The 15,985-nt window shown below is 69.5% G+C and carries 15 protein-coding genes; 4 read left to right on the forward strand and 11 right to left on the reverse strand.

Annotated features, from left to right (window positions below; genetic code table 11):
- Positions 1-14 precede the first annotated feature (14 nt).
- Positions 15-677, reverse strand: a complete 663-nt coding sequence (locus ACGFW6_RS07880; protein WP_393505785.1) for a response regulator — start codon at positions 675-677, stop codon at positions 15-17.
- Complete coding sequence (locus tag ACGFW6_RS07885) at positions 674-1,801, reverse strand: sensor histidine kinase (RefSeq protein WP_393505788.1); 1,128 nt, start codon at positions 1,799-1,801, stop codon at positions 674-676. Before ACGFW6_RS07885 ends, ACGFW6_RS07880 begins: the two co-directional genes overlap by 4 nt.
- 233 nt (positions 1,802-2,034) lie before the next feature.
- On the opposite strand from ACGFW6_RS07885, the gene ACGFW6_RS07890 reads away from it, so the two are divergent.
- On the forward strand, positions 2,035-2,412 hold the full coding sequence (locus ACGFW6_RS07890) for a DUF6223 family protein (RefSeq protein WP_393505790.1): 378 nt from the start codon (positions 2,035-2,037) through the stop codon (positions 2,410-2,412).
- A gap of 117 nt (positions 2,413-2,529) precedes the next feature.
- Here ACGFW6_RS07890 and ACGFW6_RS07895 read toward each other — a convergent pair whose 3' ends face one another.
- Positions 2,530-3,387 carry a calcium-binding protein gene (locus ACGFW6_RS07895; RefSeq protein WP_393505793.1) on the reverse strand — a complete coding sequence of 286 codons (858 nt, stop codon included), beginning with the start codon at positions 3,385-3,387 and terminating at the stop codon, positions 2,530-2,532.
- A 185-nt stretch (positions 3,388-3,572) separates the two neighbouring features.
- Positions 3,573-5,111 (reverse strand): polysaccharide lyase family 1 protein, encoded by a 1,539-nt coding sequence (locus ACGFW6_RS07900; protein WP_393505795.1) that lies wholly within the window; start codon positions 5,109-5,111, stop codon positions 3,573-3,575.
- 420 nt (positions 5,112-5,531) lie between these two features.
- On the opposite strand from ACGFW6_RS07900, the gene ACGFW6_RS07905 reads away from it, so the two are divergent.
- A complete protein-coding gene (locus tag ACGFW6_RS07905) occupies positions 5,532-6,608 on the forward strand; it encodes a dihydrodipicolinate reductase (RefSeq protein WP_393505797.1) in 1,077 nt (358 codons plus the stop codon).
- Positions 6,609-6,610: 2 nt separating this feature from the next.
- Positions 6,611-7,099 (forward strand): carboxymuconolactone decarboxylase family protein, encoded by a 489-nt coding sequence (locus ACGFW6_RS07910; RefSeq protein ID WP_393505798.1) that lies wholly within the window; start codon positions 6,611-6,613, stop codon positions 7,097-7,099.
- 331 nt (positions 7,100-7,430) lie between these two features.
- Here ACGFW6_RS07910 and ACGFW6_RS07915 read toward each other — a convergent pair whose 3' ends face one another.
- A complete protein-coding gene (locus ACGFW6_RS07915) occupies positions 7,431-7,742 on the reverse strand; it encodes a hypothetical protein (RefSeq protein WP_393505800.1) in 312 nt (103 codons plus the stop codon).
- A gap of 177 nt (positions 7,743-7,919) precedes the next feature.
- The gene (locus tag ACGFW6_RS07920; protein ID WP_393505803.1) at positions 7,920-9,560 is read right to left on the reverse strand and encodes a GMC oxidoreductase; all 1,641 of its coding nucleotides are present in this window, start codon (positions 9,558-9,560) and stop codon (positions 7,920-7,922) included.
- A 305-nt stretch (positions 9,561-9,865) separates the two neighbouring features.
- Between ACGFW6_RS07920 and ACGFW6_RS07925 the strand changes: the two genes are divergently transcribed.
- The gene (locus tag ACGFW6_RS07925) at positions 9,866-10,678 is read left to right on the forward strand and encodes an SAM-dependent methyltransferase (RefSeq protein ID WP_393505805.1); all 813 of its coding nucleotides are present in this window, start codon (positions 9,866-9,868) and stop codon (positions 10,676-10,678) included.
- A gap of 19 nt (positions 10,679-10,697) precedes the next feature.
- Here the strand turns inward: ACGFW6_RS07925 and ACGFW6_RS07930 are convergent, their stop codons facing one another.
- From ACGFW6_RS07930 to ACGFW6_RS07950, 5 genes are all read right to left on the reverse strand, one after another.
- Entirely contained in the window at positions 10,698-11,057 is a 360-nt protein-coding gene (locus tag ACGFW6_RS07930; RefSeq protein ID WP_393505807.1) for a DUF4387 domain-containing protein, read from the reverse strand.
- Positions 11,050-12,435, reverse strand: coding sequence for an acyclic terpene utilization AtuA family protein (locus ACGFW6_RS07935; RefSeq protein WP_393505809.1), 1,386 nt, complete (start codon positions 12,433-12,435; stop codon positions 11,050-11,052). The genes ACGFW6_RS07930 and ACGFW6_RS07935 overlap by 8 nt, the downstream gene beginning before the upstream one ends.
- Positions 12,436-12,515: 80 nt before the next feature.
- On the reverse strand, positions 12,516-13,502 hold the full coding sequence (locus ACGFW6_RS07940) for a phosphoglycerate dehydrogenase (protein ID WP_393505811.1): 987 nt from the start codon (positions 13,500-13,502) through the stop codon (positions 12,516-12,518).
- A gap of 37 nt (positions 13,503-13,539) precedes the next feature.
- Positions 13,540-14,811, reverse strand: a complete 1,272-nt coding sequence (locus ACGFW6_RS07945; RefSeq protein ID WP_393505813.1) for an MFS transporter — start codon at positions 14,809-14,811, stop codon at positions 13,540-13,542.
- Positions 14,808-15,941 carry a tartrate dehydrogenase gene (locus tag ACGFW6_RS07950; RefSeq protein ID WP_393505815.1) on the reverse strand — a complete coding sequence of 378 codons (1,134 nt, stop codon included), beginning with the start codon at positions 15,939-15,941 and terminating at the stop codon, positions 14,808-14,810. Before ACGFW6_RS07950 ends, ACGFW6_RS07945 begins: the two co-directional genes overlap by 4 nt.
- Positions 15,942-15,985: the final 44 nt, after the last annotated feature.

Consider the following 15,985-nt stretch of genomic DNA (forward strand, 5'->3'; position numbering starts at 1 on the left):
TGTGGCGACCGACGTCAGGGGCTGTTCGGCACGACCAGGCCGGACTCGTAGGCGAGGACGACGAGTTGGGCCCGGTCACGGGTGTGGAGTTTGGTCATCGCCCGGTTGATGTGGGTCTTGGCGGTCATCGGGCTGATCACCATGCGGTCGGCGATCTGGTCGTTGGACAGGCCCTGGGCGACGAGGCTGACCGCCTCGCGTTCGCGGTCGGTCAGCACGGTGAGCGCGCGGTCGGTCGCGGTGGGGAGGGGCTGGTTGATGTACCGGTGGATCAGTTTGCGGGTGAGGGACGGGGCGAGGAGGGCGTCGCCGCGAGCGGCGACCCGTACGGCGTGCAGGAGGTCCTCCGGCACGATGTCCTTGACCAGGAACCCGGCCGCGCCGGCCCGCAGCCCCTCGAAGACGTACTCGTCCATGCCGTAGTTGGTCAGGATGACGACGTGCACACCGGTCAGGGCCGGGTCCGCGGCGATGTGGCGGGTCGCCTCGATTCCGTCCATGGCCGGCATCCGGATGTCGATGAGCGCGACATCGGGCAGGTGCTCCCGGGCGAGCGCCACTCCCTCTTCGCCGTCGGCGGCTTCGGCGACCACCTCGATGTCGTCCTCGAGGTCGAGCAAGGCGCGGAAACCGCTGCGGATGAGTGGCTGATCGTCGACCAGCAGGACGCGGATCATGATGCTCGTTCCACGGGGAGTTCTGCCTGGACGGTGAAGCCGTGCCCGGTACGTGGTGCGGCGCGCAGCCGGCCGCCGAGCGCGGTGACGCGTTCGCGCATGCCGAGCAGCCCGAGACCGGGGGCCGGGGCGACGTCGGGGGTGGCCGTGCCGTCGTCGTCCACCTGGACGGACAGCGCGTCGGGCCGGTATCGGATCCGGACCGTCGCGGTGGTGGCACCGGCGTGCCGGGCCGTGTTGGTCAGCGCCTCCTGGACGATGCGGTAGGCGGTCCGGCTCACCGCGGCCGGCACGTCGTGTCGTCGGCCCTCGATCGTCAGCGTCGCGTCCAGGCCCATCGAACGGGCGCGCTCGACGAGTTCCGGTACGTGCTCAAGGCTCTGCGGCGGGGTTGTGTCGTCGTCGCGCAGGGCTTCCAGGGTCGCGCGCAGTTCTCGGGTCGCCTCGCGGCCGGCCGTCCGGATCGCCAGCAGCGTCTCGGGGACCTGCTCGCCGCGCCTGCGCGCCACATGTACGGCGACCTCGGACTGCACTTTGATGATCGAGATCTGGTGGGTGAGGGAGTCGTGCAGCTCACGCGCGATGTGCAGCCGCTCCTCGTCGGCGCGGCGCTTCGCGGTCTCCTCCCGGGTGAGCTCGGCCTCTTCCGCGCGCCGCTCCGCCTGCCGTAGCGCCTCCCCCGCGGCGAACGCGGCGATCAGCCACGCGATCTCCAGTACGTTTCGGGCCTGTGCGAAAGCGTCGCGCGCGGGCCCGTCACGGAGGACCAGGGCAGTGAGCGGGAGGACGACGAGCAGGGACACCGACACCGCCACCGTGAGCGCATGGTGCCCGGCTCGTACGGCGCCGTACACCGCGACCAGGTAGGAGACGGCGAGGACCTCGAAACCGGTGGCCTCGTACCCCGCGGCGCACAGAGCCGTGACCCCCAGTACCGCGATCGGAGCCCTGCGGCGCGCGACCAGCACCAGACCGCCGGACGCCAGCAGCACGGAGCCGAGCAGCGCGCGGCCACCGGCCGGGGGCGACCCGGAAATCCCGGAGCCCAGCATCAGCGCCGCCACACTCGCGGCAACCGCCCAGTCCATGACACCGGCCGGGACACGAAGACGCGTTGTGTCCATGAGCGCACAGTAGCCGCGCGTCACCGCCGACGCGTCCCGCCCGCGGACGAGGGGCCGAGTACCGCAGCCGCGGTACGGATCCGCCACCTGCCGCTTCCGCGGCAGACGGCTGCCGCGCCGACGGCAGTCGGAAGAGACCGCGCCCGCCGGACGACCGGCGGCACCGTCGGCAGGCACGCTCACATCACGGCGGAACCTCGCGTCCGCGACACCAGGAGAAGGAGGAGAGCGGTATGAACACAGCAGACGCCCTGACGGTGGCTGCCGAGGGCGGAATCATCGGCGACGGGCGGACCGGGGCCAACCTGGCCCTCGGGGTGGGGCTGGTCGGCGTGGTCCTCGGCCTGCTGGCCCTGGCCCGCGTCGCAGGCCGCGTCAGCACGGGCAACGCGCGCACGGGCGCCGTGTCGGCCATGGCCGTGGGGCTGACCGGCATGGCCCTCGCGGCACTGCACCTGGCCACCTCCGACGGAGGCCCTGGCACCGGCAACGGGATGGTGGGAGCAGTCGCCGCACTCCCGTTGGGACTGCTTGCGGTCGCCATCGGCCGGCGCGCCCTCACCCGCTCCCGACGCGCCGAGCGCACCGCCGACCGCTTCGAACCCGCCTGACCAGGGCGGCTCGTGGTCGTGCGCCGCCGGACCACGACGGCGAACCGGATCACTGTTCGCCGTCGTTGGCGGCCGGTCTGCGAGGCCAACCACGTATCGCGTGTTCACACGGTCGGATCAGGGGCGTACGTCGACGTAGTCACCGGCGGCCTTGGCCGGGCCCGTGGTGGTCGTGCCGGGGAAGTTCCATCGCCAGTAGCCGTCCTTCACCGCCTTGACCGTGGTGCGCAGGGTGCCGGTGCTGCTGGTCTTCACCGCGATCACCGTGGTGTAGGTGCTGCTGTCCTTCGGGCGGAACTGCAACTGCACGGTCTGCCCCGCGTATCCCGCGTAGCGGTAGGTGTCCCAGTTGGCCCGCACGAGCTTGCCGCTGACGGTGATGCGGCCGCCCTTGGTGACCGGCTCCGGTGACGCGTTGACCGTGAGCCGCGCGGCACGCTTGAGGCTGAACGACCCCGCGCCGGGGGCGAAGACGGAGTCGCCGTCGTGGGCGTCGGCCAGGGCGTCGACCGTCCAACGGCCCGCGTTGGCGTTGGCGAGGTCCACCGGGTCGTCGCTGCCCGGGGCAGGGTGGGCGTTGACGGTGAACACCGTTGTGCAGGCCGTGGTGCTCTCGCAGAACGCGTCGGTGGTGTAGAAGCCGCCGTGCGGTCCCTTGAGGTCCACATCGACGAAGGACAGGCCGGAGTCGTCCGACCCGCTGACCGTGACCGGGAAGACCACGTCGTGCGTGATGCCCACGACGACGTCGTGCCCGGAGTTGACGGTGGCACCGCTGACCAGCGGATCGCCGGGCGCGGCGCCGGCCGGGGCGCCGACCCCCGCCATCAGCACGACCGCGGCTGCGAGCACGACACCGCGGGTTGTCGCCCGGCCTGCGGGACGGCCCTGCGGGGTGCGTGCGCCGGCCGTGGGCGATGCGGTGTCGTGTCCGTCGCTGGGTCTGGCTCCCAGCGGTGCGGCGTTACGGCTCATGAACCCTCCCGGGGGTGACAAGCCCTCACGCCAACCACCTGGCACGGGGCGGTGGTTGGCGGAGAGCTCCAGAGGCGGAACTGCGTCACTCCCTACGACAGCCGAACTGGCCGGATCGTTGCCCCCGGATGTGAGGGGTACCTCCGGGACGCGCAGTATCGCGCGGCCCGGTGGTACGGCCGGTACTAGGCGTAGGTCTCGAACTCGGCCACCTTGGGCGTGCCGGTGGCACCGGTGATCTCGAAGGTGATCTTCTTCAGCGAGGTCGAGGCGAACGTGATGGCGCCCGCGCCGTTGCCCGTGGTCAGCACCGCGCCCGTATCGCCGTTCAGCAGCCGCCAGGAGCCGATGACCCCGCCGGCGTCCGCGGCCTCCCGGATGACCACGCTCGACACGGAGGTCGCCGCACCCCACTTGACGGAGACCGAACCCGTCGAGCCGGACGGCGACCAGTAGGTGCTCATGTCGCCGTCACGGACACTGCCGTAGCTGGTGCCGTCGGCCTTGCTGGAGCCGTCGGAGCCGGCACCGATGCTGAGGTTCGTGCCGCTGGGCTGCGTCGGGTCGGGGGTGGTGGGTGGGGTCGTGGGGGTCGTCGGGGTGGGAGTCGGCGTCTGTGCCGAGCAGTTGCCGTCGGACACCTGCAGGCCGGTGCCCGCGCCCGCTGTCCGGCTCACGACGTCGGGGACGCACGCGGCGGCGTCGAGCGTGTAGGCGTAGGGGATGCCGACCGTGGTGTTGGACTGCGGGTCGGGGCCCGCGGGGTAGTTGTCCGTGCCGGGGCTGGACCAGGTGACGTTGTCGAAGATGTTGCCGCTGACCTGCCAGTAGCCGCGCTGGTCCGTGTAGAAGGTGCCGAGGACGTCCTTGGAGTCCTCGAAGTAGTTGTTGTCCACCTTCGCCTTGGCACCGGCCCGTGAGTTGATGCCGGACTCGTTCAGGCTCACGTAGTGGTTGTTGTACGCGTGAGCCGTCCCGCCGCGCAGGAGTGGGGCACGGGAGTCGATGTTCTCGTAGCGGTTGTGGTGGAAGGTGACGTAGCCGTTGGACAGATCGCTCTCGCTGGACCCGATCAGACCGCCCCGGCCCGAGTTGCGCAGGATGCTGTACGAGAGCGTCACGTACTGCGTGTTGTCCTTCATGTCGAACAGGCCGTCGTAGCCCTCCGACTCGCCTCCCGACGCCTCCAGGGTCGCGTGGTCGACCCAGACGTTGCGGACGTCGCTCTCCATGCCGATCGCGTCACCGCCGTTGGACGTGGGTGAGCCCGACTTCTTCACGTTCCGGACGGTGACGTTCTGGATGATGATGTTGCTCGACTCGCGGATGTGGATGCCGAGTTGGTCGAAGACGGCGCCGTTGCCGACGCCGACCAGCGTGACGTTGCTGATCTGCTTCAGCTCGATGACGCCGGCGGCCGTGTTGCAGCTGTCTCCCGACACCTTCGCGGTGTTGCCGTGGTTGATGGTGCCCTCGACCTCGATGATGATCGGGGTGCCGCTGTCGGCCCGGCCGCAGAGCGCCGCGTGGATCTCGGTGCCCGTGGTCGCGCGGACCCGCTGTCCGCCGGCTCCACCCGTGGTCCCGCCGTTCTGGGTCGCGTAGCCGGTGACACCGCCGGTCGCGGCCGCGGCCTGCGACATCGACAGGGTCACGCCGGCCGCGGCCGCCAGGGCCATCGCGGCCGAGGCCGCGCAGAGTCGCAGTGCGACAGGTCTTCTCATCTTGTCTCCTGGATTCACCGGGGGTTCACCGTGGTTGTGGCGACGCGTGGGTGTGCGACAGCCCCGGCCTGGTGGCGTGGGGGCTGGTGGCGCATAACGCTGGAGAAAGCGCTTTCCGGGTGGAGACCCTAGGGCCGGTTCGGTCAACCGACAAGACTTTCAGCCGGACTTTGTTCACATCCTCGAATGAGACGCGAACACACCCCGGGGCTGGTGGAGTTGACCAGGCATGCAATGGCTCACGGTCGGATGAGGCTGAGATCTCGAACTACACCGTGAACTCGCATCATGGATATGAACGCGCGCCCATGTCGCCTCGGCGTCACCCCGAGACCCGGACCGTGGCCCCGCTCGGACGCCGGTGGGCATTCCTCGTGCACGGCTATGGGAAGTTTTGGGGTGCATCGTTACCCTCCGCCCATGATTCCCACGGTGGTTTGGGGCACAGGCAACGTCGGGCGTGCGGCCATCCGGGCTGTCGCCGCGCATCCGATGCTCAGCCTTGTGGCCGTGCTGGTGTCGAGTCCCGCCAAGGTCGGCAAGGACGCGGGCGAACTCGCCGACCTCGGGCGGCGGTTGGGGGTGGCGGCGACAGACGACGTGGACGCGGTCCTGTCGGCGGGCCCGCGCGCGCTCGTGTACGCGGCGTCCGGTGACGTCCGCCCGGACGGCGCGATCGAGGACATCGGCCGCGCGCTCCGCGCCGGTGCGGTGGTCGTCACTCCGTCCGTGTACGGCATGTACGACTGCACGAACGCCCCGGCGGAGATCCGCGACGTGCTGGCCGAGGCGGCGCGGGCCGGGGGCGGCTCGCTGTTCGTGTCGGGCGTGGACCCCGGTTGGGCCAACGACGTGCTCCCGCTGCTGGTCAGCGGGCTGGGGTCCGTCATCGACGCCGTCCGGTGCCAGGAGATCTTCGACTACTCGACGTACGACCAGGAGGAGGCCGTACGTGATCTGATCGGTATGGGCCATCCGCTGGACTACCAGCCGCTGATGCTCGCCGAGGGCATTCCGACGATGATCTGGGGCGGGCAGCTGCGGATGATGGCGCGGGCCCTGGGTGTCGAACTGGACGGCATCGAGGAGACCTTGGAACGCCGGCCGCTCGACACGTCCGTCACCACGGACACGATGGGCGAGTTCTCGGCGGGCACCCAGGGCGCGGTGCGTCTGGAGGTGCAGGGCATGGTGGCGGGTGAACCCCGCATCGTCGTCGAGCACATCACCCGCATTCACGCCACCTGCGCCACGGACTGGCCGGCACCGCCGGACGGCGGAGCGGGCGCGCACCGCGTGATCATCGAAGGGCGCCCCCGCATCGAGGTCACGGTCGAGGCCACGGACGAGGGGGAGAACAGGGCCGCCGGCGGCAACGCGACGGCGGCCGGCCGTCTGGTGAACGCCATCGACTTCCTCGTCGAGGCCGGACCGGGTCTCTACGACGCACTCGACGTCCCGCTGCGCCCCGCGGTGGGCAGACTGGGAAAGAAGTGATCATGCAGATCGACATCCCGCCGGGCGCCGAGCCCATCCCGTACGTCTGGGGCGACCTGGTGCCCGAGATCGGCCAGGCGGCCAGCCACTTCTCCTTGTCCGTCTATCAGTACACGACCCTCGGACTGCGTGAGTTCGAAGCGGCCCGCCTGCGCATCGCGCAGATCAACGGATGCCTCTTCTGCCTGGACTGGCGCACCGAACGGGACGGAGAGAAGGTCGAGGAGGGGTTCCTGGACGCGGTCACCCAATGGCGTACGACGGACTCCTTCGACACGCGGACACGGCTCGCCGCCGAGTACGCGGAGCGCTACGCCGTCGACCATCACAACCTGGACGACGAGTTCTGGAAGCGGATGAAGGCGCACTACAGCCAGGCGGAGATCGTGGAGTTGAGCATGAGCATCGGCTCCTGGCTGGCGTTCGGCCGCCTCAATCATGTGCTGGGGCTCGACAGCGTGTGTGTGCTGCCGTCGGCGCAGGGGTCCTGATCAGGCGTGTCCCCGGTGCGGGACCGGCCGATCGCTCGCATTGCGGGATCCCCTCGTGACCGCTCGGGAGCCTGACCGACGATGCCAGGGCTCGGCCGGAGCCGTCACTGCCCATGAGCGGCGGCCGGTGGGCGGACCGCAGCGGCCGGAGGCATGTCTAGTTGTCGAACCAGACCACGAGACGGACGTTCTCGGCCCCGTGCCGTTCGGCCAGCATGCCCATCACCGACCAGACGTCACCCCAGTCCTCGTCACGAACCGCCTCCCGCCGGGTGAGCCGACTCTGTGGCGCGGGCGACCCGGTGACTGATTCCGTACCGTCCCAGTCCGCCTACTCCAGTTCGGACCAGCTGATCCACGACGGGCTGTGCGAGTCCGGCCGCTCACGCTCATAGGCGCGCGTCACCGCGCGGGACGCGTCCTGCGGGAAGCCTCGCTGCGCCGCGAGCGGCTCGAAGGCCCGGCCACGGACGCCGAACAGGCAACCGAAGGCGGCGTAGGACCGGTCGTTGTGGACATGGTCCAGGGGGATCGCCGGATGCCAGCGGAAGAACGGCTCGTCGTCATCGGGCTCGGAGCTGTCGACATAGCTGTTTCTGACTTCGATGAATCCATGGATGTCCGTGCCCATGAAACCGATCATGGCAGGCATGTCAGGCCGCTGACCAGTACCTTTCCGCGGGGTATGGCGGGAGGGTGCCCGGTGCGGGCGAGGTTCGACCGGGCGGCGACCCCGCGGCCGCAAGGCTGCGGGCCGGGGCACTTCGGCCGCGGCCCACAGGTGTTCGCACGGCGCGCCGACGGGGGCGTGCCGGTGGTGTCAGAAGTCCTCGGCGATGATCTTCTCGATGTTGCGCTCGGCGAGCGCGGTGATGGTGACGAAGGGATTGACGCTGACGTTGCCGGGGATGAGCGCGCCGTCCATCACATACAGGCCGGGATGGCCGTGCAGGCGCCCGTAGTTGTCCGTGGCCTTGTCGAGGACGGCTCCACCGAGCGGGTGGTACGTCAGATGGTCGCCCCAGATCTTGTAGATGCCGAACAGGTCGGTGCGGTAGATGGTGCCCTCAGTGGCGTTGATCTTGTCGAAGATCGATTTCGCCATGGTGATCGACGGCTGCTTCCAGGCGGTCTGCCAGTCCAGGTCCACCTTCCCCGTCGCCGCGTTCCAGGTGAACCGGCCGCGGTGCGGATTCTTGGTGATGGACAGGTAGAACGACGCCCAGGTCTCGATTCCGGTGGGCAGCGGCGCCACCTCGGCGAACGCACCGCCCGCTGCCCAGTTGTCGATGCCGGCCGTCGGGATCGACGACTGGAGCGCTCCGGTCGGATCCCACAGGTGGTTGGCCCGGCCGCACATGACGTTGCCGTTCTCGCCCCATCCGTTGCCGACTTCGCCGTTGAGGCCGGGCAGCGCGCCGGTCGCCTTCAGACGGACCAGGAGCTTGCTGGTGCCGACGCTGCCCGCGGCGAAGAACACCCGTTGGGCCCGTACGGTCTTGGTGGTGGTGACGGCTCCGCTCGTGTCGAGCTGCTCGATGGTCACGGAGTAGCCGCCGGTGGCCGGCGTCACCGAGGTGACCCGGTGCAGGGGTGAGATGCCGACCCGCCCGGTCGCGCGGGCCTGCGCGAGGTAGGTCTTCGGCAGGGACTTCTTGCCGTGGTTGTTGCCGTACAGGATCTCGCCGGCCAGGGCCGACTTGGTCACCGCTCCCGTGGCCTCCTGTTTCATGTAGTCCCAGTCGTAGACGTTGGGGACGAACATGAAGCGGAAACCGGAGCGTTGGGCGTGCTTGCGGCCGACGCGCGCGTACTTGTAGGCCTCCGTCGTCTCGAACCAGGCCGGGTCGATGGTGGCGACGCCGAGGGTGCTGTTGGCCCGCGGGTAGTAGACGTCGTACATCTCGTCGGCGTCGACGGACGGGAGCACCGCGGGGAAACGGCTGCGCTCGGGTGTCACCGCCATGCCGCCGTTGACGAGGGATCCGCCCCCGACTCCCCGGCCCTGGTACACGACGATGCCGCCCATCTCCTCGGCGTCGAGGATGCCGGTGTACCGGGGTACGTCCTTGTCGAGCGGGAAGCCTAGGAAGTTGCTCAGGGGCTGCTTGGTCCGGGTGCGCAGCCAGAAGGACCGGTAGTCAGGGGTGGTGGTGTTGGCGAAGATCTTGCCGTCCGACCCCGGGGTGTCCCAGGCCATGCCCATTTCCACCATGTGCACGTCGACGCCTGCCTGCGCGAGCCGCAGTGCGGTGACCGAGCCGCCGTATCCGGTGCCGATGACGAGTGCGGTGACCTGTGCACCGGGTTCGATGACCTCTGCCTGCTGCGGGAGCGCGGAGGCGTGCGGAAGGTCGATTGCGCCGAGTGCGGCGGCGCCCAAAATAGAACCAGTTCTACCAATGAAGCGACGACGGGAAAGACGTCTTCCTTCCTGCGTGCTGGGTGGCCTTGAGTCCACGTAGATCTCCTTCCATTTACACAATGGAAACGAGTTCTACTCAGAATCGTGAAACAAGTCACGAGAAACCTGCGGGTAACTTCAGTACTGGCCTCTGGTTTACGCATCAGGAATTGCGTGAGAACTCACCGGCCTCTCCGGCATCAATCGGCAACCGGCGAATCGTGTCCACAGAACGGTGAGAATGTCGGCGCCCTGCGGAACCGGCACCGCGGAAAGTCCGAACTGGCGCACGGACGGCAGGTGTGGGGACATAGGTTGGTCCGTGAATGATCCCTGCCCCGGTTGAAGGACGGCTGCGACCCATGAGTGACCCTGCGACGACACCGGAGCCGGCGACTCCGAGAATCGACGCGTCGATTCCGCACTCCGCCCGCATCTGGAACTACTGGCTCGGCGGGAAGGACAACTACCGCGTCGACGAGGAGGCCGGCGACGCGTACACCGCGGTCTTCCCGGGCATCGTCACCATCGCCCGCTCCAGCCGCGCCTTCCTGCGTCGCAACATCACCCACCTCGTCTCCGAGGCGGGCATCCGGCAGTTCCTGGACGTCGGGACCGGCCTTCCGACGGCTCAGAACACCCACGAGGTCGCCCAACAGCTGGCGCCCGAGGCGCGGATCGTCTACGTCGACAACGATCCGATGGTCCTCGCCCACGCTCGCGCCCTGCTCTACTCCACCCAGGAGGGCGCGACCGCCTACGTCGACGCCGATGTCGCCGACCCCGACCGCATCCTCGAAGCCGCGGCGAAGACACTGGACTTCGGCCGCCCCACCGCGCTCATCCTCAGCAACATCCTGGGCCACATCGCGGACCACGGTCAGGCACGCTCCATCGTCACCCGGCTGATGAGCGCACTCCCCGCGGGCAGCTACCTCTCCATCAACGACGGGTCGCTCGGCATCGACCCGGTCTTCGAGCAGGCCCAGGAGGCCTACAACAGCAGCGGCGCCGTCCCGTACAACCTGCGCACCGTCGACGAGATCACCGCGTTCTTCGACGGCTTGGAACTCGTCGAGCCCGGCGTCGTCCCGGTCACGCAGTGGCGTCCCGAGCCCGGTTCACCCGCCCCCGAGGTCGTCGCCGAGCACGGCGGGCTCGCCCGGAAGGGGTAGTCGGCGGACGTGCCGCCGTTCATTCTCCGCGAGGTGCGGATTGCGTGGTGCCGGTACTCGGTACGGGCAACAGGGCGAGCGGCACGTGGTGTTGTCCCGAGTGGATGTCACGGTCGAAAAGGGATGCCTGGCTGACGGGGCGCGGGAAGGAAATCTTGACGACGTTCAGCGACGGGATCCGGAAGATCTGGATCCCGGACGCGTCCACTCCGTAGAGCCGAGCGATCGTCCGCTCGTCGAGGAACGTCTCGTCCGCGGCGATGCGATAGCCGTCCGCGTCGCGCATGAACAATTCCATCGTGACCCAGAACGGGCCGGCGTTCTTGGACCGGATCTCGTGGGCCAGGTCCCCGAGGGTGGTGGGGATGGTCTCAGGCACGACGCGTGGCCTCCTCGAACGCGATGCGGAACATGTCGGTGGGGGTCGCGCTGTCGACGACGTGATGGAGCACGAACTCATACGCCGGGCCACGCTCGATCTCGGCCGGCGAAGTGGCGAACGCCAGGCTCGGCAGGTAGTTCATGTCGGGCGTCGGCAGGTGGAGCATCAACGGGTTCGCGATCTTCGCCACGGCGGTCGCGGTGGCCTGGTCCGGCGCGCTGACCAGGAGCATGACCCCTACCTCACGAGGCGCACCCACCGCCGGGTCGAAGTCCCCCAGTACGGCGTTGTAGCCGTAGAGCCGGACGTCGAAGGCGTACTGGTCCTCGCTCAGGCCGATCGTCTGCTCCACCCGCTCCCTGATCATCGTGCGCAGGAGGGCGGCCCAGTCGTCGATGGCCGCGAGGATGTGCGGATCCCTGATCGCGGTGAAGGACATCGTCTCGTATCCGGTGATCCGGGCGCCCTCCAGCTTGATGGTGTGCTGGTCGGCGACATGGAACCGGGAGCCCTCGACCCGCACGGTGCTCTCGTCGACAGCGGTGTACGTGGCGTCGCTGACGTCCAGCGTGCCGTCGGGCTCACGCATCCGGAACGGGTTCGCGGTCTCGTAGAGCATGTGCGCGGCGACGAGACTCGGCGTGCAGGCGGCCGTCGTGGCGAGCGGCTCGATGGAGAACCCGTTGGCGTCGATGGTGGCCAGCACTCCCCCGGCCCGTGGGTCGGTGGTGCACTGTCCTCCGCACTCGATGATCTTGGCGGCATGCCACGACGGTCCGGCCGGCATCCCCTTCATCAGGGGGTAGGCGGCGGCGATGGCGGTGTCGGTGGCCCGCCCCGCGAGCACGACTCGGGCGCCGGCCTCGAGTGCGGCGACGATGGGCTCGTGCCCCATGACACCCACGACGTGCGTGCAGCTTTCGAGGGTCTCGGGCCGGAGTTCCTCCGCGGGAGGCAGCGCGTGGATCCGGCCGGCGTCGAGGCGCTCCTTCAGATCGGCGGTGTCCTGCTCGCTGTAGATCCGCGCGACCCGCAGGTTCAGCCCCTCCTCCGCCTGGATGTCGGCGACGATGCCCGCGACCCAGTCGACGCCCCGGTCGGTGCCGCTGGTGCCGCAGGAACCCACGATCAGCGGTATGTCGGCCTGTGCTGCCGCTTTCAGCAGCATGCGCAGGTCACGGGCGACCGCCGCGCGGGTGGTCTTGGGCTGCGAGGCGCCGAGGTAGTAGGGACCCGAGTCCGTGCTGCCGCCGTCGACGGAGATCACGTCGGCGCCGAGGCGCAGGCCCCGTTCGATCGTGGCCTCGGGGAAGCCGGCTCCGAGCATGCCGGTCGGCGCCAGGACCGTGACGAAGTCAACGGTGTCGTCGTCCATGTTCCTCTTTCCTTGTCGGTGATCCATGTCGGTGATCCATGTCGGTGATCCATGGCGGTCGTCGATGTCGGTGGGCCCGGTCAGCGGGTCGTGGCGGCCGCGTGGGTGCTCGGGAGCAGGTGGGCGTTGACCGCGAACCGGGGGTGCCCCGCCAGTGCGGCCATCACCTCGGACGCCCCCTCCAGGCCCGTGGCCGCGCGGGCTTCGGCGGTCTGTCCCGCGAGGTGGGAGTAGACGACGATGCCCTCAACGCCCCGCAGGGGGCTGTCGGTTGCGAGGGGCTCCTCGCTCACGACGTCGAGTGCCGCTGCCGCGATCCGGCCGGCGCGCACCGCGTCGGCGAGGGCCCGCTCGTCCACGACGGCTCCGCGCGCCGTGTTGATCAGCACCGCCGTCGGCTTCATCAGGCGGAAAGCGGACGCGTCGAGGAGGCCCCGCGTGCGCTCGGTCAACGCGGTGTGCACCGAGACGTAGTCGGACTCCGCGAGCAGTTCGGGAAACTCGACGAAACTCACCCACGGATCCGTGCGCTCCCCCTCCGGCACGCCGGTCGTGCACAGCACCCGCATCCCGAACGCCCGCGCCAGCGGGACGACGGCCCGGGCGGCCGCACCGTAGCCGAGCAGACCGAGGGTCGACCCGCGCAGCTCGTGGCCGTCCGCCCTGGGCCAGTTGCCGGCCGCGACGCCAGTCGCGCTCTGTACGAGTCCGCGCGCGGCGGCGAGCAGCAGGCCGAGGGTGTACTCGGCCACGGCGTTGGCGTTGATGCCGGGCAGGTTGCTCACCGTGATACCGAGCCTGCCCGCGGCGGCGACATCGATGGAGTCAAAGCCGACGCCGGTCCGGACGACGGCCCGCAGTCGGGTCGCCCGGGACAGGACGTCTTCGGTGAGGGGCTCGTTCGCGACGAGTGCCGCGTCGATCCCGTCGAGGGCGGCGACGAGTTGTGCGGGGTCGCGGCGTCCGACCAGGGGTGAGTGGACGGTGGTGTGACCGTGGGAGCGGAGGCGGCGGTCGACTTCGTCGCCGGGGCGCAGATAGTCCGTGGTGATCAGGATGCGGGGCACGCGGTCCTCGTTTCTGGCTGTGGTGCTGCGCGGCCGGTCACTTGGCGAGGGCGAGGGCCGACCGCCGCCGCAGGGTGCCGATCCGGGCGATCACGACGATGGCCAGCAGGGCGACCGCGGCGATGTCGACGAGCATCAGCGACCACCCGTTGACGTCGACCATGCCGCCGATCAGCGCCGGTCCTAGGAAGCCTCCGCCCGCCCAGCTCACTGTGTACATGCCGGCGTACGTCCCGAACACCCTTGCCGAGGGAGCGAGGTTCCACAGGACGACGACCGCGTTGACGAGGAAGCTGCTCGCGCCGGCGGCCGCGACGCAGAAGGCGATGGTGGTGCCGGTCGGTGTCTGCAGGAGCGTGCCGAGCAGCATGGCCGCGGCGAAGACGGACATGCCCGCGGCGATGGCGCGCAGCCGTCCGTAGCGCTCGGCGAGCAGTGCGGCCGGATAGGCGGCGAGGATGAAGGCGACACCGCTCGGCAGGGTGAGTCCGCCGGCGTCACCGCGGGACATATCGAGCGCCTCCATGCCGTACGGCGTGATCAGGGAACGCGAGGCGGCCCAGGCGCTGCCGAAGAGGAGGATGGCGGCGAGGAGCAGGAGCCTGCTGCGGTCCGGGTCCTTCACGATCTCGACGAAGGTGTCGCGGACGCGCGGCGCCCTGCTGTCGGCGGGCTCCTCGGCGCTCTCGGCCAGCACCTGCCGGTAGGCCGGGGACCGGCTGTCGCGCACGGTGGCACCGAGCACCACGATGGACACCGCCATGATGGCCGCGGGGATCGCGAAGGCGATCTTCAAATGGTCGTCGACGAGGAAGATGCTGATCAGTGCCGCGACGATGGCCGTCAGGCTGGTCGCGATCTTGACCGCGGCGTTCGCGCGGCCGCGTCGCTCGGGTGCGATGAAGTCGGGGACCAGCGCCTCGGCGACGGGTTTGAAGGTGTTGGCGACCAGCGCGTAGGCGAACATCACCGTGATCAGGAGCGGCAGGGAGGCCGCCGTGTGCGGAATGACGACGAACAGGGCGGCGGCGATCGGCATTCCGACGACCAGGTACGGGATGCGGCGGCCCCACGCGGTGCGGGTGCGGTCCGAGCGGTTGCCGATCCACGGCTGGACGAAGATGCCCAGCAGGTTGTCCATGCCCATCAGCACGCCCACGACGGCCGCGCTGCCGATGTGCTCCCGCAGCAGGGGCGGGACCTGGGATTCGTAGAAGTTCCAGGTCGACTCCTGCGCGAACACCGCGAGAGCGACCAGGAACGTGATGCTCCGGGTTCCTGGGAGCTGCCCTGCCGACGTCGTCGTCATGAGGGTCGTCCCTTCGCGCCGCCGCCGGGTCGGCGGCTGTCGGATGAGAAGGCGGTACTGGAGATCTCCGTCGCGATGGCCTTGCCCAGCCCCACGGTGGTCCCCGTGCCGCCGAGGTCGGGGGTGACCGCGTCCGGCTGTTCGTCGAGGACGTTCTCGATGGCGGCGACAACATGGGCCGCCGCCTCGTGCTCGCCGAGATGGTCGAGCATCATCGCGCCGCTCCAGATCTGGCCGACGGGGTTGGCGATTCCGCGGCCGGCGATGTCCGGTGCCGATCCGTGGACCGGTTCGAACAGGCTGGGGAACGTGCGGTCGGGGTTGATGTTGGCGCTGGGGGCGATGCCGATGGTGCCGGTGCATGCCGGACCGAGGTCGGACAGGATGTCGCCGAAGAGGTTGCTCGCGACGACCACGTCGTACCGTTCGGGCTGGAGCACGAACTTGGCGGTGAGGATGTCGATGTGGTCCTTGTCGGCGGTCACGTCCGGGTACCGCCGCGCCATCTCGGCGGCGCGCTCGTCCCAGTAGGGCATGGAGATCGAGATGCCGTTGCTCTTCGTCGCCCAGGTGAGGTGCTTGCGGGGGCGGGCCGCGGCGAGTTCGAAGGCGTAGCGCAGCACCCGGTCGACACCGGTCCGGGTCATGACGGTCTCCTGGACGACCGTCTCCCGCGCGGTGCCCTCGAAGATCCGGCCGCCGATGCTGGAGTACTCCCCCTCGGTGTTCTCGCGGACGACGTAGAAGTCGATGTCACCGGGCCGGTGATCGCGCAGAGGGCTGCGTACACCGCGCAGCAGCCGGACCGGGCGGAGGTTGACGTACTGGTCGAATCCCCGCCGGAACCGCAGGAGGCTGCCCCACAGGGAGACATGGTCGGGGACCACGTCGGGCCGGCCGACCGCGCCGAAGAAGATCGCGTCGAAACCGCCGAGGACGCTTTGCCAGTCCTCGGGGAGCATCGTGCCGTGGCGCAGCCAGTAGTCGGCGCTGGCGAAGTCGAACTCGGTGACGTCGAGGGCGAATCCGTGCACCTCGGCGGCGGCATGCAGGCATCTCAGGCCCTCGGGGACGACCTCCCGGCCGATCCCGTCGCCCGGGATCGCTGCGATGCGGTGGTTCTGCGGCACGAATCTCTCTCCTCGAGCGACGAGCAGTGGCGAAGGGGACGGCG

It is taken from the genome of Streptomyces sp. Y7, from assembly GCF_043195415.1.
GTDB lineage: Bacteria > Actinomycetota > Actinomycetes > Streptomycetales > Streptomycetaceae > Streptomyces.